At 44.1% G+C, this 21,250-nt stretch carries 21 protein-coding genes; 16 read left to right on the top strand and 5 right to left on the bottom strand.

The features are described from left to right. Positions 1-21 precede the first annotated feature (21 nt). Complete coding sequence (locus MHI25_RS29805) at positions 22-2,118, top strand: cellulose biosynthesis cyclic di-GMP-binding regulatory protein BcsB (RefSeq protein WP_340394730.1); 2,097 nt, start codon at positions 22-24, stop codon at positions 2,116-2,118. After that, a complete protein-coding gene (locus MHI25_RS29800) occupies positions 2,108-2,959 on the top strand; it encodes a diguanylate cyclase (RefSeq protein WP_036682174.1) in 852 nt (283 codons plus the stop codon). The genes MHI25_RS29805 and MHI25_RS29800 overlap by 11 nt, the downstream gene beginning before the upstream one ends. Before the next feature lie 6 nt (positions 2,960-2,965). Here the strand turns inward: MHI25_RS29800 and MHI25_RS29795 are convergent, their stop codons facing one another. Next, complete coding sequence (locus MHI25_RS29795) at positions 2,966-3,517, bottom strand: helix-turn-helix transcriptional regulator (protein WP_076099730.1); 552 nt, start codon at positions 3,515-3,517, stop codon at positions 2,966-2,968. 143 nt (positions 3,518-3,660) lie between these two features. Between MHI25_RS29795 and MHI25_RS29790 the strand changes: the two genes are divergently transcribed. The 8 genes from MHI25_RS29790 (at position 3,661) to MHI25_RS29755 (ending at position 12,341) form a co-directional block, all read left to right on the top strand. Further along, on the top strand, positions 3,661-4,314 hold the full coding sequence (locus MHI25_RS29790; protein ID WP_076181909.1) for an alpha/beta hydrolase-fold protein: 654 nt from the start codon (positions 3,661-3,663) through the stop codon (positions 4,312-4,314). Continuing rightward, the gene (locus MHI25_RS29785) at positions 4,311-5,081 is read left to right on the top strand and encodes a class III extradiol ring-cleavage dioxygenase (protein WP_076181911.1); all 771 of its coding nucleotides are present in this window, start codon (positions 4,311-4,313) and stop codon (positions 5,079-5,081) included. The genes MHI25_RS29790 and MHI25_RS29785 overlap by 4 nt, the downstream gene beginning before the upstream one ends. Positions 5,082-5,097: 16 nt before the next feature. Then, on the top strand, positions 5,098-5,886 hold the full coding sequence (locus tag MHI25_RS29780; RefSeq protein ID WP_076124084.1) for an SDR family oxidoreductase: 789 nt from the start codon (positions 5,098-5,100) through the stop codon (positions 5,884-5,886). A 223-nt stretch (positions 5,887-6,109) separates the two neighbouring features. Then, the gene (locus tag MHI25_RS29775; protein ID WP_036682161.1) at positions 6,110-6,358 is read left to right on the top strand and encodes a type B 50S ribosomal protein L31; all 249 of its coding nucleotides are present in this window, start codon (positions 6,110-6,112) and stop codon (positions 6,356-6,358) included. 131 nt (positions 6,359-6,489) lie between these two features. Further along, the gene (locus MHI25_RS29770) at positions 6,490-7,011 is read left to right on the top strand and encodes a YcxB family protein (RefSeq protein ID WP_339188888.1); all 522 of its coding nucleotides are present in this window, start codon (positions 6,490-6,492) and stop codon (positions 7,009-7,011) included. A gap of 83 nt (positions 7,012-7,094) precedes the next feature. Further along, positions 7,095-8,669, top strand: a complete 1,575-nt coding sequence (locus MHI25_RS29765; RefSeq protein WP_076191661.1) for a diguanylate cyclase — start codon at positions 7,095-7,097, stop codon at positions 8,667-8,669. Between the two features lie 33 nt (positions 8,670-8,702). After that, the gene (locus tag MHI25_RS29760) at positions 8,703-9,410 is read left to right on the top strand and encodes a DNA alkylation repair protein (RefSeq protein ID WP_076303640.1); all 708 of its coding nucleotides are present in this window, start codon (positions 8,703-8,705) and stop codon (positions 9,408-9,410) included. A 213-nt stretch (positions 9,411-9,623) separates the two neighbouring features. Further along, positions 9,624-12,341 carry a CHASE3 domain-containing protein gene (locus tag MHI25_RS29755; protein WP_081393515.1) on the top strand — a complete coding sequence of 906 codons (2,718 nt, stop codon included), beginning with the start codon at positions 9,624-9,626 and terminating at the stop codon, positions 12,339-12,341. Between the two features lie 457 nt (positions 12,342-12,798). Here the strand turns inward: MHI25_RS29755 and MHI25_RS29750 are convergent, their stop codons facing one another. Further along, positions 12,799-13,839 carry a stalk domain-containing protein gene (locus MHI25_RS29750; protein WP_076305819.1) on the bottom strand — a complete coding sequence of 347 codons (1,041 nt, stop codon included), beginning with the start codon at positions 13,837-13,839 and terminating at the stop codon, positions 12,799-12,801. Positions 13,840-14,030: 191 nt separating this feature from the next. On the opposite strand from MHI25_RS29750, the gene MHI25_RS29745 reads away from it, so the two are divergent. Genes MHI25_RS29745 through MHI25_RS29735 form a run of 3 tightly spaced genes read left to right on the top strand, consistent with a single transcriptional unit; the run spans position 14,031 to position 17,351 of the window. Then, the gene (locus tag MHI25_RS29745) at positions 14,031-16,604 is read left to right on the top strand and encodes a DUF2339 domain-containing protein (protein ID WP_340394729.1); all 2,574 of its coding nucleotides are present in this window, start codon (positions 14,031-14,033) and stop codon (positions 16,602-16,604) included. A gap of 34 nt (positions 16,605-16,638) precedes the next feature. Next, positions 16,639-16,947, top strand: a complete 309-nt coding sequence (locus MHI25_RS29740; protein ID WP_340394728.1) for a hypothetical protein — start codon at positions 16,639-16,641, stop codon at positions 16,945-16,947. Further along, on the top strand, positions 16,944-17,351 hold the full coding sequence (locus tag MHI25_RS29735) for an HAD family hydrolase (RefSeq protein WP_340394727.1): 408 nt from the start codon (positions 16,944-16,946) through the stop codon (positions 17,349-17,351). The genes MHI25_RS29740 and MHI25_RS29735 overlap by 4 nt, the downstream gene beginning before the upstream one ends. Positions 17,352-17,444: 93 nt before the next feature. On the opposite strand, the gene gdhA is transcribed toward MHI25_RS29735, so the two are convergent. Further along, entirely contained in the window at positions 17,445-18,830 is a 1,386-nt protein-coding gene (gene gdhA / locus MHI25_RS29730) for an NADP-specific glutamate dehydrogenase (protein WP_036682144.1), read from the bottom strand. Between the two features lie 238 nt (positions 18,831-19,068). Here gdhA and MHI25_RS29725 point away from each other — a divergent pair, with 238 nt between their 5' ends. The 3 genes from MHI25_RS29725 to MHI25_RS29715 all read left to right on the top strand — a co-directional run bounded on the left by MHI25_RS29725 (position 19,069) and on the right by MHI25_RS29715 (position 20,156). Next, a complete protein-coding gene (locus tag MHI25_RS29725) occupies positions 19,069-19,347 on the top strand; it encodes a hypothetical protein (protein WP_038573758.1) in 279 nt (92 codons plus the stop codon). A 259-nt stretch (positions 19,348-19,606) separates the two neighbouring features. Further along, positions 19,607-19,807 carry a cold-shock protein gene (locus MHI25_RS29720; RefSeq protein ID WP_019914790.1) on the top strand — a complete coding sequence of 67 codons (201 nt, stop codon included), beginning with the start codon at positions 19,607-19,609 and terminating at the stop codon, positions 19,805-19,807. Positions 19,808-19,925: 118 nt separating this feature from the next. After that, a complete protein-coding gene (locus MHI25_RS29715) occupies positions 19,926-20,156 on the top strand; it encodes a cold-shock protein (protein WP_036682139.1) in 231 nt (76 codons plus the stop codon). A gap of 69 nt (positions 20,157-20,225) precedes the next feature. On the opposite strand, the gene MHI25_RS29710 is transcribed toward MHI25_RS29715, so the two are convergent. Together MHI25_RS29710 and MHI25_RS29705 are read right to left on the bottom strand one after the other, a co-directional pair. Next, positions 20,226-20,687 (bottom strand): VOC family protein, encoded by a 462-nt coding sequence (locus tag MHI25_RS29710; protein ID WP_076278269.1) that lies wholly within the window; start codon positions 20,685-20,687, stop codon positions 20,226-20,228. Then, the gene (locus MHI25_RS29705; RefSeq protein WP_340393074.1) at positions 20,684-21,247 is read right to left on the bottom strand and encodes an NADPH-dependent FMN reductase; all 564 of its coding nucleotides are present in this window, start codon (positions 21,245-21,247) and stop codon (positions 20,684-20,686) included. Before MHI25_RS29705 ends, MHI25_RS29710 begins: the two co-directional genes overlap by 4 nt. Between the last annotated feature and the right edge of the window lie 3 nt (positions 21,248-21,250).

Raw genomic sequence — 21,250 nt, 5'->3', positions numbered from 1 at the left:
TAATCACAGGAGAAACAGAACATGAAGATAAAAAAACAGCTGGTTATACTGTTAACCTGCCTCTCCCTTTTGTTAATTCCAATCCATCCTGCTGCCGCAGAGACGTTGCCGCAGGATCATAAGTCCACTTACACAACCTCATTTACGGGAACGGACTCGTCCTTAACAGGTTCGAGTGCCCAGCAGCAATATTTTGAGGTTCTGGATTATTGGAATGTGGATCAAGTAAAGATCAAACTGCATTTTCAAATTTCACAAATTACCGAAGAGCAGATTTCTAGTGTTACCTTAACGCTAAACGGCAGCCCGTTCTATACGTTTCGTCCGTCACTACAAGACAACGGCGAACAGCTGTTGACCCTTGTGGCGCCCAAGGGGTTTCTGAAAAAAGGGACGAATACGCTGGGCATTCAGGGCTATTTAAAGACAGATCGTCAAGATGACCTCTTTTGTTCGGTCGATGAAACGTCGGATAATTGGCTGCATCTGTTCAATACGTCCAGTATTAACGTGATTTATACCGCAAAGCCCTTGAGTGGAGGGATCAGTGACTTCAGCGAGCGATTCGCCGGGATAGATACCTTAACGAAGAATCAGAGTATTCTGACTGTACCGGACAAAAGCACAGCGGCAGAAATGGAAGCAGCCACTTATGCTCTCTCCGGGTTTGTTAAGGGGATTACGTTAAATGATAAGACTATTCCCTTGCTTCCCTACCGGGCAGACACTGTGCAGAATAAGGCCGCAGTTGTACTGGTAGCTATGTATGACAGAGTACCAAGCGGGCTGAAAGCTCAGCTAAGCTCCACTGAAGATTTGGGTACGCACGCGCTGCTCCAGCTAGTGAATAAGGATACCCAGCCCACCTTGGTTGTAACCTCGAAGGATGAGAACTTGCTGATTAAAGCAGGTCGCTTGATTGCTAATCCAGAGCTGATCGGGCAGATCACTAGTGATCTGAAAACAGTAACGGATGCTACAGAAGTATCAGCACCTGCGCTTTCGATTAGCTCTAACATCACGTTCACTGAGACAGGTGATAAACTGACCGGGGCACATCATCAGGAGCAGACGTATTTTATTTCATTACCAGCGAACCGCTCGATTGCCGATTCCGGTAAAATCAGCCTGGATTTCCGTTATGCACAGAATTTGGATTTTACTCGTTCATTGGTTACCGTGAGCATCAACAATACTCCGATTGGCAGTAAGAAGCTGACTAAGGAACTGGCGAATGGCGATATTCTTAATCTCTCGGTGCCTCAGAACTTGAATATCTCCGGAAATTTCTCGGTGACAGTGGCTTTTGATTTGGAGATCGAAGGAGCCAGATGTATTATCGATCGGGATCAAATGCCATGGGCTTATATCAGTAAAGATTCTGTAATGCAGCTGAATACGAAGGATCGCACGGATCTCTTATTTAATAACTATCCATATCCGTTCATCCGCGATGGGATCTATAATCATGTGGCGGTTGTACTGCCCGAACAAATGGATGATTACGCCTATTTAAGTGTATCGAATATCTTTAATCTGCTTGGTAAATATGCCAGCGGAAATATAGGGAATATCCAGTTCTATACCGATACCGTCAACGCTGATCATTTGAAAAATAATAATATCATCGCTATTGGTGCTTATAAGAATAATAAGGTGATCCGTGATCAGAATACTAAGCTTTATTTTCAATATAACGGAGATGGAACCACAATTCGCTCCAATGAGAAAATGAGTATTGAAGAGCAATACGGCGCACGAATCGGAACACTGCAGCTGATTGATTCGCCATTTGAGGCGGGACGTGCATTGCTCGCGGTTACAGGGGTCAGCTCGGAAGAGTATTACTTAGGATCTAAACTGCTCGCTACAGAACGGGACAAGTGGAAGGTGTTTGGCGATGGTGCAATCGTTGATAAAGACGGTAATGTCAGCGCACACCGCTTCAAAACAATCACTGGAGCAGCCGAGGACTCTGTGGCCCAGAAAATAATGGAACGGTCGGATGTACTCAGTTTTATCATCGTGATTTTACTGGTGCTGACGCTGGTGGTTCTATCGCTGATCCTGCTGCTTCGCAAACACATGAAGAAACGTGGTGATAAGCGTGAGACGTAATCGCAGCTTAGTGTCGGACATCGCTCTCTTATCATTCCTGGTGTTATCGTTCCTCTGTATCGTCTTTATTGCGGGTGCACCGGATGATTACCTCCAGAATATTATCATTTTAACGGTGGCTTTTATTCTGGCCATTGTTACGTATTTTACGACGGTCACTGCGGGTCTGGTCTTGAATCTGGTGTTTATCTTTGCTTACGGATTCTACACGATGTACCAGACGATAACGCTGGGGGAAACGATTAGCCTGAATACTTATTTCTGGCTAATTATGACTCCGCTATTAACGGTCGTTCTATGGGTATTCACTTTAAGCAGCCGTGATTTGCAGGTGGAGAATGAGCAGCTACGCAAAAAGACTGCCAATATGGCTATCGTAGATGAAAACACAAATTTGCGGAACAGTATTTCTTTTCAGACGGATGCTACATTATTTACAAGCATTTCGACCCGCTATCAGATTCCGCTCACCCTGCTAGTGGTGAAGGTGAAGTATTGGAAAGAGATCAGACGGATCATTCCTGAAGATCAGCTGGCAGAAGCTATCTATGACGTGTCTCAGCTTAGTCAGGCGAGTATTCGTACCAATGATGCACTCTATCTGCTAGATAAGGATGAAGCAACATGGGGCCTGCTGCTGTTCACGGACAGCGATGGGGCGAAGATTGTGATCGAGCGGATTAAGCTCAAGCTTCAGGAGTTGAATGACAATAATTTCTCCAGAAAATATAAGGTCAGCCTGGGTCTTAAGATTGGGGCGGTCGAATACCAAGCCGGCACGATTGAGAACCCGCTGGATTTCATTGTTCAGGCCAAAAAACAGCTGGAGTATGACGTGTAGGCCAGCTTAAAAATCAACAGTTTCACTATCAGCCTCTGTATGGATGGCGATGAGCACGCTTGCCGGCTCATCGCCTTTATTTATGACCAGATGTGGCACACAGGCATTCCAGCTAAAGGAATCCCCCGCTTGGAACATCCCGAAATCTTCACCTTGCTCCGCATAAACCTCACCTTTTATCACTAAATGGACCTCTTTGCCTTCGTGCGCCTGCGGAGTTTCACCCGTAGAAGTACCCGGAGGGAAATGGACAAGTACCATTCGTACACCACCTGCCGAGCTTAAATGCTCAACTTGCAGTCGATCACTTCCGCTACTGGTGATTTGCCGCTCCTCGGATCGTACCACCTGCATCCGCTCTTCCTTTTTTAACAGCAAATAAGCCAACGGAACGTTCAGCGCATCCGCAATCAGGCTAAGGGTTGCGATCGAGGGAGAGGTCTTATTAGTCTCAACCTGGCTCATAAAACCCTGTGACAGGCCAGTAGTTTCACAGATTTGGGCAATCGTTATATGTTTTCTTTTACGGATTGTACGAATGTTTGAACCTATATTCATTAGTAAAGCTCCTTTTAATATTAGTAATAACAAATATATTTTTATATTAACAAATTATTAATTGACATACTAGCTAGTGGTTTATAATATTAACTTTACAAATATTATTTTTGTATTACAAATATTTTGAAGGAGTGTTTAGTATGAAGGCACCTTATATATATGATGTCAGTCTACCTTCCGGTTACGATGAGAATCGGGTTTATCCGGTTATCTTCACCTTGCATGGCAAAGGTTCCAATGAGAAGAATATGTTCGGGCTTGTGGAGTCCTTGTCTGAAGAGTTTATTATTATCGGGATTCGGGGAAATATGATTTTAGGGGCAGGATTTCAATATTATGATCTCAAAAGTCTAGGTCATCCCATCCGCGAGCAGTTTGATCAGGCTGTATCGCAATTGCAGCAGTTTATCGAATACGCCACCGACAAATACCCTATAGATGCTAAACATCGTTATCTGCTTGGCTTCAGTCAAGGAGCCATTTTGTCCATGACACTCGCGCTTACAATGGGGAATTCGCTTCGGGGAATTGTGGCGCTGAACGGTTATGTTCCGGGGTTTGTGAAGACGGATTATGAGCTGAGGAGTGTGCAGGAGGTATCGGTCTTCATCTCGCATGGTGAATATGATTCTGTATTTCCAATTTCAGTGGGGACAGAAACAGCCGCTTATTTCGAAGGTCTAACCCCATTATTAACCTTTAAAACTTATCCTTCGGATCATGGTGTATTACCGCAGAATCAGCAGGACTTGATCGCTTGGTTACGGCAGAACTTAGGGAGTGATAAACTATGATACCTTCTTACTTTATTGCCCATGGTGCTCCTTCTCTGGTACTTGATAACAATGCATATACGAAATTTCTTGGGGAGCTCGCTGAGAGGAATGTCAAACCGAAAGCGATTGTTGTATTTTCTGCACATTTCGAAGAACACACACAATCGGTTGGAGTTATGGAGACTTTCGACACCATCTATGATTTCTATGGCTTCCCAGATGAGATGTATCGAATGACTTATCCTGCCAAAGGGGACAATGAGGTTGCACAGCAAATTATGTCTCTGTTCCACAAGAATGGGATTGCCAGCAAATTAAATACAGAGCGTGGACTAGATCACGGAGCTTGGGCTATTCTTAAATTAATCTATCCGAATGCAGATATTCCTGTCGTATCTTTGTCAGTTAATCGAGAGTTGTCCAATGAACAGCAATATTTAATGGGTAAGGCTTTATCTGAGCTGCGTGAGCAGGATATTATGATTATTGGCAGCGGTGGAACCGTCCATAATTTGCGTAGCGTGAAGTGGGGAATGGAGAACGTCGAGAAATGGGCGGAGACATTCGATGACTGGCTGCAGCACAGGGTGGAAGCTTGGGATACAGAGTCGCTATTTAACTATCAGGAGCTTGCTCCTTATGGCGTTGATGCAGTGCCGACTAGTGAGCACTTTATCCCCTTGATAATAGCTATGGGAGCTGGCGATAAAGGGAAGGAAGCGAAGCTGCTGCACCGAAGTTATCAGTATGGCAATTTAAGTCTTAGCTGTTGGGAGTTTAATTAAGAAGGAGGCATTAATGATGGACTTGGGACTTCGTGGGAAATCAGTTTTTGTAGCCGCAGCAAGTAAAGGATTAGGACTCGCAACTGCGCTGGAGTACGCCCGTGAGGGAGCGAAGGTAATGATCGCCAGCAGGAGTATGGAGCAGCTTGCAGACGCACAGAAAGAGATTCAGGCAGCCACAGGACAGCAGGTGAACATGGTTCAGATGGATGTGACTGTCCCAGAGGATATCGTACATGCTATTCAAACGGCTGTAGCCCTAAACGGTGGGCTTGATATTGTAGTGACCAATGCGGGGGGTCCTCATGGCGGAGGTTTCGCTGATATGGAAGACGCGGATTGGAACCAGGGGTTTGAGCTCACACTGATGAGTACCATTCGTTTGATCCGTGAATCACTGCCGCATCTGCGCTCTTCTGGGGCAGGGCGAATCGTTAATATAAGCTCGATTTCTATCAAGCAGCCTATTGAGGGGTTAATTCTTTCCAATGTTTTTCGCGCTGGCGTGTATGCCTTGACCAAGAGCTTGGCTACTGAGCTGGCTGCGGATCGCATTTTAATTAATACGATCGCACCAGGGCGTATTGCAACCGACCGGATTCTTCAACTAGACGGCAAACGTGCACAAGCAGAGGGGATCCCTATGGAGCAGATTCAAGAGGAAGCGCTGCTGCAAATCCCGTTAGGAAGATTGGGCACGCCCGAAGAATTCGGCAAGGCTGCTGTTTTTCTAGGCTCTTTTGCGAATACTTATGTAACGGGACAATCTCTTTTAGTCGATGGAGGAATGGTGAAGTCGCTCTAACCTCCGGCGTTATGGGTAGGCTTTGAAAGGTTATGGAAAAATTAGTAATTTGAATATTAGTTGCTTTGTGCTCTAAATAAGCGTATGATGGAGCGGTGGTCTAAATCGTAAGATTTACGAATTTTCCTACGTTTATTAGGTTATACTATATATAAACCTACAGATCATTTGGATAATTTACCATAAAGGCTCCACGAATTTATTCAGAAGGAGGACGATCAGAATGAGAGAAGGCATACATCCTAAGTACAACCAAGTGATTTTCTTGGATGCAAGCGTAGGCTTCAAATTCTTGAGTGCATCTACTAAATCATCCAATGAAACTATGGAATGGGAAGACGGCAACACTTACCCAGTGCTCCGTGTGGACGCAAGTTCCGCATCCCACCCATTTTACACTGGTAAACAAAGAGATACAGAACAAGGCGGCCGTGTTGATAAGTTCAAACAACGTCTTGCACAAAAGAAATAAGAATCCTTACGGATTGAAGAGGGACAACCCATGTAGAAGCAATCGCTTCGGGGATGTCCCTTTTTTGTGTTCAGGCATGTTAAAATGAGATGAATTTAAAAATATACATGGCGTCGAGGGAGCGATCAGTGATGGAAAATGTAATAAAAGTAGATACAGTCCTAAAGAGTGAAGACGTTCAGGAGTTTAACTTATGGTTCAGCTTGAATAGCCGGATTATACTCAACTCTTTTAGCGTAGTCGCTTACTTTATGATTTTGTTATTAATTACTAAGGATTACAGTACTCAAAGCATCTCAATCCTGGCTGTGACTGCTATAATTCTTGCCGCTGTCTTATGGTATATGACCAAGTCAAGCTTGATCAAAAAATCCAAAAAGGCGTTCAAAACAGATAGCCTAATTCAGCAACCGCAAAATTATACGATTTCAGATGAAGGCATATCTTATCTTTCCGAAGCGGGCACTGGGCAAGTGAAGTGGGAAGAGATACATAAGATAGGTGAAACTACGAACTTGTTTGTGTTTTTTGTGTCCACACAGAGAGCGCTGATTATCCCTAAACGTTTCTTTGAATCGGCACAAGATAAAATAACATTTAAGGATTTAGCCAGAAAATATATGTTCTCCAATCGGGTGAAATTTAAAGCATAAGATGTGCTGTTATTGTTGATTCATTTGTACCAAGGATTAGGCTATAATGATAGGAGCGACTTGAAAAATAGGAGAAATATGGCATGCCATGGATTCAGGGATATCCGTATTACTTATTAATGGGCAGTGTTCTAAGTCTGTACATGGGCGTCAGCTCCTATCGGCACCGTAAGTTAGCAGGGAGACGCTATTTGTGGATCTTAATGCTGTTAGTCAGCCTTATATTTGTTGCAACGGCGGGAGAGATTATGTCACCCTCTTTTCAGTCTAAGCTGTGGTGGAAGAATGTACAGCAGGCTCCGCTTTTTTTTAGTGCGCTCTTTACTTATGCTGTGGTAAAAGAATACGTATCTCCTTCCACAGGGCGCCTGCCCGTGAAGCTTGCCATCTTCTCTATCCCTATTGTTATGGATGTACTTCTTATTTTTACGGATAGCTATCATCATCTGATGCGCAGTGAAGTGTCCGTCCTGACGGTTGCGGGTGTTAGTGGAATTGCTGTAAAGCCTACGCTCCTTAGTATGGCTTTTATTGCGTATGATCAGCTTTTTGGGCTATATGCAGTCTGCTTGCTTGCAGTTTCCCTACTGAATACCCCGAGAGTTTATTTGCGGACTAATGTCCTGCTGTTGGCGGGTTTGCTGGTTCCGGTTATTTCCGTCTTTTTACTCCCCCTCTTGAAGATTACCATTACAGGTTTTACGGCGTTTACTTATTTGCCTGCGATTATAGCGGCTTATTTTGCACTTTTTGTTAGCTCCAAATTAACCATCTTCCCTCTAACCAAAAACAAAATTCTAGAGCACATGAAAGACGGCGTAGTTCTGACTGACCGTTATGATAATATCATTGGCATAAACGATGCGGCGACTGCTATTTTATACGACATTACCGGAATAGCGAACGATAATTGGATGGGAAAAAACATTGATCTTTTTACGAAGTCTCACAAAGACATTGCAGCTCATTACAGTCAGAGGACGGAAGGACAGTTTGAGGTAGTTTGTTCTGGCGCAGGGGAGCTCTGTTATGGGGTTTCTTTAATTGCTACGGAACATGCGACAACAGAGAATAAGGGTATGCTTATTGTGTTTAGTGATCATAGTGAGAAAAAGCGATATGAGCGTGAACTGGTCTATCAGGCAACGGTTGACGATCTGACAGGGCTTTATAATCGCAGGCATTTCATGCAAAGGGTTCAGAATCAAACGATCCCGGATGGATTAGGGTTGGCTCTGCTGTTATTTGACATCGATGATTTTAAATTAATTAATGATACTTATGGTCATTTAGCGGGCGATCAGGCGTTAGTTGATTTCTCGAATAAAATACTTCAGGTATACCAGAATAAAGGTATTGCTGGAAGAGTAGGTGGCGAGGAATTTGCTGTATGCTTTTTCGCTGAAGATAAACGTGCAGCCTTAAAAGAAGCAGAGGATTTTCGTACAATGATGAGTGATTACACGATAATCTTGAATGAACAGGATAGCATTCATCTTACCGCAAGTATCGGAATCTCTTTTACGGAGCGTAGAGAGGTGACTTTCGAAGATTTATATCGGGAAGCGGATGAAGCGTTATATCACTCTAAGAATACAGGGAAGAACAGAGTTACGTTAGGTCGTGAACCGATCATAAGAGAAGCGGTAAAGGGATAAGAACATCGAAGATAAGGGAGTGGCCTAATGAATCTGACTGTTGATGAAGTGATGAGTAAGCTTGAGGAGATGGGTACAGAGCAGACGAAACGTACTTTCTTACGACATGGCGCAGTGGAACCTTTATTTGGAGTAAAGGTAGGGGATATGAAGAAGCTGGTTAAGGATGTGAAAAAAGATCAGAGTCTGGCAAGGGCTTTGTATCAGACAGGCAATTACGATGCAATGTATTTGGCTGGACTAACGGTCAATCCTAAGAGTATGACGAAGGAAGAGCTTCAAAGCTGGGCTTCGGCGGCCAGTTGGCATGCGGTAGTGGAATATATAGTATCCCCTCTCGCCGCAGAGAGTCCATATGGATTGGAACTTGCGAGAGAGTGGATTCGTTCCTCGGATGAACTAATAGCCATTTGCGGCTGGAGCACTTATGCAAATTACATTTCAATTACACCGGATGATAAGCTGGACATCGCTGAAATTAGGGAGTTGTTACAACAAGTAGGCGCTACTATTCATCGGGAGCGGAATCGTGTCCGTTATACGATGAATACTTTCTTAATTATGGTGGGCAGCAGTATCACAGAACTGCATGAGGAGGCAGCAAAGATCGCAGCAGGTATAGGTAAGGTCCAGGTGAACATGGGACAAACCGCTTGTAAAGTTCCTATGGCTGTTGATTATATTGCTAAGGTTGAACAAGCTGGGAAGCTTGGTGTGAAGAAGAAAACTTGTATTTGCTAAGTTAGATATTTAGGTAACCCTTCAAGGTGAAAGGCACTTGTGGGGTTTTTTTTATTCCGGGAAAAACAAGTGTTTCAACCCTGCGGAAATTGTTTAAATTAGCAGCAGTCAAAATTTACATAGAAGAATTAATGAAGCCTTATTCAAGTAATCTTTTACAATGATGTAGAATAGAAAGGGGTTTATAGTTAGAAGACAGGACGGAGGCTAGTTGTGAACAAACGCCGATTCACTTTGCAGTATAAAATACTGTCAATTACAGTTTTAATCGTGATCTGTCTATTAGGATTCGTTTTTGTCATGCATGGAAGAATCAATGCTCTACAGCGGGAAACCAGCTTCATCTCTCATCAGGATCGAGAGATTACTAATTTAGCTAATCTAATTGAGAAGAATATTTTGGATATGGAAACCGGACAACGCGGATATGTCATCACCGGCGATAACAAGTATCTGGAGCCCTACAATTTGGGTAAGGCTGAATGGGAGGCTAATTATGATAAGCTCTACGTGCTGACTGCTAATGATTCTTTACAGCTACAGCGTCTGTTGGGTATTGAAAGTAAAATTAAGCAATGGATCGAACAGTCCGGAAATTATGTGATCCAGTTGAAAAAAGAGGGACAGGACGTTGAGCTCCTAAGATACTTTAATTCCGACGATGGCAAAGATCAAATGGATCGGATTCGTAATCAGATCAGCACTTACCGCGAGACGATGAAAGAGAACACCAACAGTCTGATAGCTAGACAAGCAGACAAGAATAAATTATTGCTAGAGCTTCTTTATATTGCTTGGGCAATTATAGCGGTTACCGCGATGGTCGCTTCGTGGATCAATTCACGCTCCATCGTTAGTACGGTTCGTAAAGTTACCCATACGATTGCAGAATTGAAATCTGACGAAGATATGAAGACAAGGATAGAGATCACCACGAATGATGAGATCAGGGATCTGAGCGTAGCTACGAATCATCTGATAGACACGCAACAAGAACGGATATGGATTCAGGCTAACGCAAACGAACTGTTGGCGAGGTATCAGGGCATCACACATATCTCGCAACTGGGCGATATTTTTCTTGGCAAAACCGCAGAAGTGATCAATTATCCATATGGATCCTTATATGTTCGAACACAGGATCATGATCGGGATTTCTTTAAGAGAGTCTCTATTTTTGGCGGAAGCAGTAACATTCCAGATCAGCGGGCATTCCAGACCGGAGAAGGTCTAGTTGGACAATGTGCTAAAGAGGCGCGTTTGATGCAAATACAGGATCTGCCGGAGGATTATATTAGCATACAGTCTGGGCTGGGTGTTTCTGCGCCGAAGGCGCTTCTGTTAATGCCGATTTCTTTTTCGGGTGAGGTAGTTGCTGTGGTGGAAATCGCCGCCTTTGCTCCACTTACGGAATTGCAGGTTAAGTTCCTAGGGTCTATTTCGAATGCCTTTGGCTCTGCAATTAACAGCACGATTAACAGTATGAAGATTGACCAACTTCTGGCACAATCTCAGCGTCTAAACGAAGAACTACAGGTATATACCGAGGAACTACAGACTCAGTCTGAGGAGCTGCAGATCCAAACGGAGTCACTGCATGCAACAAATAGAAAGCTGGAGGATAAGAATCTGCTGGCGGAACAAAAGTCATTGGAGGCGGAAAGAGCTCAAATGGAGCTTAGTGAATACACAGAGTTATTGCAGCAAAGCTCACAATATAAATCAGAGTTTCTGGCTAATATGTCTCATGAACTGCGAACTCCGCTGAACGGCATTCTGCTGCTCTCCGAATTTCTTATGGAGAACCAGTCGGGAGCTCTAAGCGAAGAGGATATTGAATTCTCAAAAGCCATTCATTCTTCGGGACAAGATCTGCTGGCGCTGATTAACGACATTCTGGATTTGTCCAAGGTTGAGGCAGGAAAGCTGAATATTGAAATTGAAGCGATAAATATATCGGAGATTCCGGAGGCAATGATCCAGAACTTCAGTCAGCTTTCCCGCAAAAAAGAGATTCCTTTGCAAATACAGCTCGGAGAGGACTTACCCCCGCTGTTTTATTCGGATGCTCAAAGAGTACGGCAAATTATTATAAATTTGCTGTCCAATGCGTTTAAGTTTACAGCGGAAGGCGCAGTCACTCTGGAAATCCGTTTAGCAACTAAGGACGAGTTGCTGGATTTGGCAGGTTCGTATACAGGGGAATTTATTGCCTTCGCCATCAAAGATACTGGAATTGGGATTTCAGAAGACAAACAGTCAATTATCTTCGAAGCATTTCAACAGGCGAATGGAAATACAGAACGTCAATATGGGGGAACTGGGCTAGGTTTATCCATATCCAGAGAGCTGGCAACATTACTTGGTGGTAGAATTACGCTGGAGAGCCAAGAGGGTGTGGGCAGTGTCTTTACAGTGTATTTGCCTTTGCAGCTTGAGGCTCCAAGCCTTGAGGAAGTGGCTGATCAAGCGACTGTTATTCAAGAGATCGGGAGTGGAGTGGTACTTGCCGCTACAACGGCTGAGGATACACGTACTGACTTCACTTCTCTGAATCAAAAGCATGTACTTATCGTGGATGATGATGAACGGAATTTGTTCGCTTTATCAAATACCCTAAGAAAGCGCGGGCTGCATGTAACTACAGCTACTAACGGAGAGAGCGGCCTGTATGAACTGGAGCAAGCGGCTTCTATAGATATCGTTCTTATGGATATTATGATGCCAGTGATGAACGGGTATGAGGCAATCAATCGGATCAGACAAATGCCCGCAAAGAAGGATATTCCCATCATTGCACTGACTGCAAAAGCGATGAAGGAAGATAAGGCTAAAATCCTACAGGCTGGGGCAACAGATTATCTCAGTAAGCCTGTTAACTTGGAGCGTTTATTAGCGTTGATGCAATTGATACTGGCTAGCGATTCATGAGCTAGACCTCCAACTTCGGACAACTCGAGTGAAGTTGCGCGAACGAAGTAACTATAATCTGCTCTGCTATCGGACACAGCTGACCGTTAACGCAGCTTTTTACCACATTTGTAATTCTAACGGACCCCACTGACGCTATTGGCATAAAAAACATCGAATATGCCCCTCTTTTTAATGAATAGTGGCGCTGGAGTCCGAAACGCTGCTCTAAAGGCGGAAAAATCGCAAATAACGTCAGCTGGGTCCGTAAGGCTCACGATTATGATCATCCAAAACTCTGCAGCAAGGTGAGCAAAAGTGTACCTAGGCATTCAGCCGGCCTTCGTTTACCTCAAATCGGCTGAAGCGAGTCAGCCAACCTATTGTCTAAAACGCAAAACAGCGATCCTCCCATAACGGAAGGATCGCTGTTTTAATGTCTCTTTGGAATCTTTTTAATAAGATTCCAGTGTCTCTCTTATTGCTGCGCAGAATCTACTACAACTTTGACAGCTGTGCCGATGGGTGGCAGGCTTCTGGTCAGCACTGGGCTGTAGAATCCGATAACTTTTGTGCCTTTAACAAGCTCGCTGCTTTTAACAGCTTCGCCGTCTTTGTTAATGAGCACTGTGTCTTCGCTAATGCGCAGTATTACTTCTTTTTGTGACAATTCGCTCAGGCCACTACCTTTAACAGTGATACTGATATTTCCCTTATCGTCTTTTTGAACTTCTTCAATAGTACCAGCAGTACCTAGAAGATCATCTTGTTTTTGCTTATCCAGAACGGTGATTTTGTAAGTTGGTGTTTGTGGCGGAAGACTCATAGTCATGACCATGGAGTGTTCTGCTTTTACTGTCATCCCGATATGGAGATCTTTGAGTGCAATTTTAGTGCCGTCAGCCATCTCAATAGCCGTATCTTCCCCTACATTTAATACGATTCCATCCGTACCTACACCTTGGATTTGAACGGATTGGTATTTACCACCATCATAGACTGCTGTAATCACACCAGTCTTAGTCATGTGCTGCTCGGCGGCATTTGTGTTGATCACAATGGAATCTCCCTTCACAGTCATGTTTTGATGAATTACTTCGCTTAAAAAGGAAGCTGGGACATACAAAGTGGAGTCAACCAATTGTGGTGCAGTTCCAAGTGTTGTATTCATTTTGTTGATACTATAACGATCTTCTCCAGCTTTCACTGTAGTGAATACAGCGCCATTGATAAGTTCAACGGATTTATTCTGTGCATTCCAGGTTAATTCAAATCCAAGGGCTTCAGTAATTGAACGTAGTGGTACCATCGGTTCTTTACCGCTTGTGCTTTGGAAGCCTGTTTCTTTAATAGTCGATCCGTTGATTTCAATCGCAAACGTCTTTTGATTAACGCTAGCGGAGGTTTGTGTAGCCTCATTTTTAGCAGAAGTTGTGGTGGGTGCAGCATAAGCTGCTCCTGTAGAAAGTGCTAGGGACAAAGTTAAAAGAACTGTACTTGTTTTTAAAATGTTGTTCATGGTTGTGAGCTCCTTTTAAAATCTTTTGTTAGTGTTGTTATTATTCTGACGGGACACCCCTCCAAAATGTTGCAGTTTTTTTGCATCCCGATCGTAATCTTCATTCATTGCAAATATAAAAAAAGCATAAGACCCCCCAGCTATATGTAGTAATATGTAAGTATTAACAATCGCTCACATAAGGAGGCGCTATGGAGTCATTCAAAGATCGACTGAGATTCATGAAGGTACAGCAGGACGGGCTTATTAAGGAATATGAGGCTCTGATTGCGGAATATGAAAGTCACGATCTGGTCAACGAGAATGAATACTTGAAGAAGCAATATGAGAAGCATAAGCTCGCTTTGGTCGAGCTAAAGACTCAGGTAGGTAAGCTTCAAGAAGAGAATACTGAGCTAAGAGTTGCGCTAACGGAACAAATTTTAGATGAAAAGCTGGGCATTCTTAAAGTGTCGAGGCAGAAGCTGCAGACTTATTTTGCCTCTAGAAGCCACGCTCATACGGATCGGCTGACGGCTTTTGAAGTGGAGACGAAACGCCATATTCAGCAGCTGTACCACACAGCCTCCAGGCAGCTGGGTGAGGAACAAGCAGAGATATCCAGTCGACTCGGGGCGTTGGCGGAAGAATTAAATGAGCGTGTGCTGGCACAGCGGCAGAGACTGAGGGAAGCGGAGCTTCGCCTCAACTCGGGCATGGATAATGGATTACATGATTTTGCTTCGGAAGAGATCAGTGAAGAGGTGCTTAAGCGCCGAAGAAAACAAAATCAGATCGAAATGAAGATTGGACTAAGCTGGATTAACAAGCTGGGCATTCTGCTGTTGATTTTGGCGGTGGGGGCAGGCTTCCGGTATACCTATTCCAACTGGTTCACAGGTTATATGAAGGGAAGCGCTTTTTTTCTACTGGGGTTATTGATGCTGGGAGGCGGGGAGTGGCTATACCGCAAAGGAAAAGGCACCTTCGCTTTAGGGCTGCTTGGCGGCGGGATTTCGGTGCTGTATGGCTCTATTTTTTATAGCTATTTTCTGCTTGATATTATTAGTATATATGTAGGTTTATCCTTGTCTGTACTCGTTACTTTAACTGCGGTACTCCTGTCTTTAAGGTATGAATCACGGAGTATTTGTGCGCTTGGCTTAATCGGAGGATATCTGCCCTTATACTCTTATCTGGGGGCGTTTGGCCTTTCGGGCAACGCGGTTTATGTGGCTATGGGTTACTTGTTTCTATTGAATTTATTCATCTTATTGATTTCTTTCCGCAAACGCTGGAACGTTGTCAATTATATCAGCTACTTATTTAATACACCCTCCATGCTCATATTAATAGCTTTGTCGGATAGCAACGGAATTAATATGTGTTATGCTGTTTTGACTTTTGCGATGTATCTGGGAATTACCCTGTGGTACCCCTTCAAATATCGTTCCAAGCTGTCCTGGTGGGATTTCTCTCTCTTAGGATGTAATACGTTTATTAGCTGTCTCACCTTGTATATTTTATTTATGGATGCAGGACTGAAGGATTACAATGGTGCACTGGCGTTGCTTTTCTGCCTGCTGTATCTCGGTCTGGGTCGAGGGCTTGAGAAGCTGATGCCACAGGAAAAAGAAAGCATGCTGCTGTTCTACGCCACTTCACTGACCTTCGGCATATTGATGATTCCTTTTCAATTTGGAGCGGCTTGGTGGTCCATCGGTTGGCTGATTGAGGGCGTCGTTCTTACGCTGTATGGCAATCTGAACCGCTTTAAGGGGATGGAAAGGGCGGGCTGGGGCATTATGATGCTCTGCCTTGTAGTATTCTTCTGTCTAAATGTACCGACGCAGTGGGTCGCAGACTATCAATGGACGAATTTTAGAGATGTCTACTTCCCGCTAAAATATGTCTTTATCACAGCAGGCATGCTGATTGTCGCGGTGTTGTATGCTGTTCAGCATAACCGTAAGGATGCTCTTCAGCGCAGCGAACCTTATGAAATCACCTTAGCGTTGTGGTTTAAATATGCGGCGTTATTAAATTTCTGGATTTACGGCTTGTATGAATCGGGAAGATTGTATCATCTGGTTGTACCGGAGGATTTTGCGCATAGAACCTTCTATAATTTGCTGCTGTCCGCTGTATGGACCTTGGTTCTGGCTTACGTGCTGCCAAAGGTGAAGGTGCTGTATGACACGATTGTTAAATATTTTGTGAGACTTCTGTTTGGGATTGGCTACGTCATTTGTATAGTGATTACAGTAGGTCTGCCAAGTCTGCAAAATAATTTCGCGCAAAATACAGCAGCTGATTATATCGCACTGGCTGTATTGATTATCTTTAATATCTTTGTTTGGTTTAGCGGACGTGATCTGCTGATTGCAGCGCTGAATCGCCATTTTAAGAGTATGGAGATCTATCCTGTTTTCATGGCGATTTATCTACTCGGCATTATCACCGCTTTCCTAGGAGTGCAATTGCAATTGAGTGATGCAGGATTAATTTTTAGTCTCATTTATCTACTATTAGCAGTTCTGTTTATCATGTATGGCTTCCGCAAAAGGTATATGTACATCCGGCGCTTCGGCCTTGGATTAACACTGCTGGCTACGGGCAAGCTGCTGCTCTATGATTTGGGTCTGCTGAATACTGGCAGCAAAATCATAGCCTATGCCAGCTTTGGTATCTGTTTGCTCGGCATCTCCTATCTCTATCAAAAGGTGTCAAACCGTATGGAGGAGGGCCAGACAACCACCGACAATGGCAATGGTACTAAGGGATAAAACACAGAGAGAATAATAGGAAGGAAGACGGTGGATGTACGAGACTTATATTTTCGACCTGTATGGCACATTAATCGATATTCAGACAGATGAGGAGAAGCAGGAGGTATGGGATCGATTATCGCTCCATTTCGGATATCAGGGGATGTCCATAACAGGAAGTGAGCTACAGGCACAATTTCTGCGGGAGAGGGATTTACAGCTCGCCAAAGCCGCACGGAATTGTCAGTATCCAGATTTCGTAATGGAGGATGTGTTTCGTTCTGTGGCCCGTCAATTGGGTGGGAACCGGATCAAGCGTGGTTACATGAAACGGTTAGATGGCTGCGGACATTATCGATGATCCATATCTCGCTTTATGAGGGTGTGGTTGAAATTCTGCAAACATTAAGAGAACGTGGCAAAAAGGTGTTTTTGCTCTCCAATGGCCAGAAAACCTTTATAGAAGCAGAATTAACGATGCTGGGTATTCTTCCTTTATTCGATGGCATTGCCATTTCCTCCGAAGCAGGAGTGAGTAAGCCAGATCCGCTATTTTATCGTTATCTAGTTGAACATTATGGAGCGGACTTGCGTTCGGCCATCATGATCGGGAATGATCCCCGTACGGATATTGCAGGGGCGCTAACGATAGGAATAGATTCCTGTTACATTCGTACGGCTTCTTCACCCCACGATACGACTGTGGAGAGTACTCAATCGATTTGGGACGGGGATTTGCGGAAGATCCCCGGATGGAACGCTTAGACACACAAAAAGTCCCCGTAACCGGATTCTTGCTGACCGGTTACGGGGACTTTTGTATGTCAGGCGTTCGTGACTAGAGCGCCGGTAATTTATTTAGATTACACCTTCAGCCAGCATAGCGTCGGCCACTTTTTTGAATCCAGCGATGTTCGCTCCTGCAACAAGGTTGCCGGACTGTCCATATTGCTCGGATGCATTTACGGATTGTTCGTAGATAGAAACCATGATTTCATGCAGCTTCGTATCTACTTCTTCAAAGCTCCAGGACAACCGCATGCTGTTTTGTGCCATTTCAAGCGCAGATACAGCTACGCCGCCAGCATTAGCAGCTTTAGCAGGTGCGAATAGTACGCCAGCTTGTTGGAACTGATGAATAGCTTCAAGGGTGGATGGCATATTGGCACCTTCGCCTACTGCTTTTACACCATTCTCAATCAGTTTCAATGCCATGGCTTCATCAATCTCATTCTGAGTAGCACTCGGAAGGGCGATATCACAAGGAATGGTCCAAATTTGCGTGGAATCTTCAGTATACACAGCGTTAGGATGTTCATTCACATATTCACTAATCCGTTTTCTTTCGACTTCTTTCAGGCGGCGGACGGTTTCGAGGTTAATCCCATTTTCGTCATAGATATATCCGGCGGAATCACTACAAGCTACGACTTTAGCGCCTAGCTGTACAGCTTTTTCGATCGCATAGATCGCTACGTTACCAGAACCGGAAACAACAACGCGGCTTCCTTCAAAGGAAAGGCCTTTTGCTTTCAGCATCTCGTTTACGAAATAAACTGTACCGTAACCAGTAGCCTCTGTCCGAGCCTGACTTCCGCCGTAACCAATACCTTTACCAGTCAATACGCCAGCCGGATATCCTCCGCGGATCCGCTTGTATTGTCCGTACATGTAGCCGATCTCACGACCACCTACACCGATATCTCCTGCAGGAACGTCTTGGTCAGGACCGATGTAATTTTGCAATTCAGTCATGAAGCTTTGTGCAAAACGCATGATTTCGCCTTCGGATTTACCTTTAGGATCAAAGTCGGATCCGCCTTTACCTCCGCCGATGTGTTGGCCGGTAAGAGCATTTTTGAAGATTTGCTCGAAACCAAGGAATTTGATAATACTAGCATTAACGGATGGGTGAAAACGAAGTCCACCTTTGTAAGGTCCAATTGCACTGCTGAACTGTACACGATATCCACGGTTAACTCTGACCTTACCTTGATCGTCTGTCCAAGGAACACGGAACATAATCAAACGTTCTGGCTCAACCAATCTTTCCAGAATGGCATTTTCCTGATACTTAGGTTCAGCAGCGAGGATTGGAAGCAAAGATTCAAGGATTTCCTTTACGGCCTGATGAAATTCGGGCTCAAAAGGATTACGCGCAACAACCTGTGCGTATACGTCTTCGATATAACGATGTGCCTTGTTGCTGTTTGTGTCTAATTGCTGGGTAGATACAGAGCTCATGAATTCAACCGCCTTTTCTAGTATTCATTTGGTCCAACACTTTTTTTATATTTTGGCACAAGTCAATGTTCCTCACAACTGTTTTTATTAAATAACTTACTTCAAGTGGAACGTTATAGACGCTGGGATGATAAGAAAAGTGTGAATAAACCGCGGTATACTTCGCGTAATGACGCGTTAAAGCGCGAAATATGCTACAATGATTGTGTAATAATTGTAAGGAGATGAAATTTAAAAAATGAGTGACAAAGTAAATGAGCAGGAGCTAGTAAATGTATTATCTGCCAAAACCAAAGTGGATCCGCAAATCATCCGCTTAGTATTGAAGCATGAACAGACCTTTATCAATAAGGCCAAGGCGAACGCCAAGGGTGAGGTAGACATCGATAGCGATGATCTGGTCGACTATGTCACTGCCCAACGTGATGTGAAGCTGGATGAAATCACAGTAGAGACCATTCTTGATGCAGAAATGGATTACTTGATGGATAAAGGATTGGCAGGTTATATCGACTAACATGGGTGTTCGTCCGGCTCGGCTGCTGCTGTTTACAGGCAATAAGAGCCGGAGTGAAAATTAAATAGGCATACGCATTGCTTTTAGTGATTTAGTGTGGTACAATGAAATCAATCATAAATTTAACCCTTAATTCACATATTGTAAAAGGTTATCATTTGTGCGTATGAGTCCTTTTCCAATGTGTGAATTTTTATTTGTTCGTACACTACGTAGGAATAAAAGGACATGTGTTAAATAAAATATTGGAGGTAATATCATGCAAACAGGTACAGTGAAATGGTTTAACGCAGACAAAGGATTCGGTTTTATCGAGGTTGAAGGTGGAAGCGACGTATTCGTACACTTCTCCGCAATCACAGGCGACGGATTTAAATCTTTGGACGAAGGCCAACGCGTTGAGTTCAACGTAACTCAAGGCGCTCGTGGACCACAAGCCGAAAACGTTGTAAAACTGTAGTTTAAAAATCAGGCTGCCCTTAACACAAGTTGAGGGCAGCTTTTTTTATTTTCATAGTATGAATCTGCCCCTAATAGGGTAGCGATATCGTCTCGATTCGATCCAAGGAGGGGTACTTATGTATTTTCGTAAAAAAGCACTGGAGGAACTTCCGCAAGAAGACACAGCTATTTGGTCCTGTACCAAGGAAGGTTGCACAGGTTGGATGCGCGATAATTTCGCCTTTCAATATGTACCTACCTGCTGGCAATGCAACTCTCCCATGACTAGAAGTATGAAGATACTGCCAACGCTTGTGAATACGAATGCAGACATGAAGGCCATGAAGAAGGGCATTTCGATTAAGTAATCGAAGAAGCTAATATACTCAAACAGCTGGACCCTTGGACGGGAGCAGCTGTTTTTTTGTTTGAGTATTTTATTTACTGTGCAGTAATTTCTCCCATTCCGTTAAGGTTATGTTCTCTGAAATAGGCTTCAGATGTTCAGGAACCTCTACGTGGCACATAAATTCCAAGCTGTTGCCGTCAGGGTCGTTGAAGTAGACAGAAGCATTTCCTTGATAAGCCCGGATAAAAGGCTCAACAGAAGTCCGGTTGCGGAACGGAACAGCCTCTACCCCAATCGATTCCAGCCATTGCAGTGATTGCTTCAAGTCCTCGTAAGTGATACGGAAGGCAATATGCCGCAAGGACGGATGGTATGGGGTTTGAACCTCCTGGCCTTCCCAAAGACCAATCCAGCTCCGACCTTCCTCGATCCAGAAGAATACAGTTTCTTCATCCCGCCAAGCCATTTTCAGACCTAATTTCTCATAAAATTCGATGGATACTTCAAGATTGCTTACTGGTAAATGTGCTTCATATAGTCCTTTGATCATTGGATAGCACCTGCCGGTCTGCCGATTTTGCGGGCTAAGTTCAGGAATGCTTCTAATACTAGGTGGATGCGATCTTCGATTTCTTGCCCACCCTCATATCCGTCGTACCCGACCTCGAACCGCTTGCGTTGCAGTCCACCGATGGAGATCCAGTCTGGTGTATTGATGCCGTGCAGGTTGCGTACGATGGCTTGCAATTGAAGTAATGAGCTTATCCCTACCGCTCCCCCGGCTGAACTGGCGGATAACACAACTTTACCATTGAAATGCGCCTGGCCTAGATGATCAATCGCATTTTTTAATACGCCACTTACCGAGCCGTGATATTCCGGAGTAACCAAGATTACTGCATCCGCTGCTAACATCTCTTGTTTAAGCTCGTTTAAATGTTCATGCTCTGTGTAAATCTCGTCTGGTGAATAAAAGGGAAGTGGGCGTTTGTAGAGATCAAACACGGTAACCTTTTCCCCATGCTGACTAATGAAATGGGCAGCATGTTCTGCCAGCTTCGTGCTGGTTGCTTCTTTTCGATTACTGCCTGTCAGGATCATCACTTTCATCTG

The sequence above is a fragment of the Paenibacillus sp. FSL E2-0177 genome (assembly GCF_037992975.1).
Taxonomy (GTDB): Bacteria; Bacillota; Bacilli; order Paenibacillales; family Paenibacillaceae; genus Paenibacillus_AQ; species Paenibacillus_AQ odorifer.
Note: the sequence above shows the minus strand (reverse complement) of the source record. Positions and strands in the feature narration are given on the sequence as shown.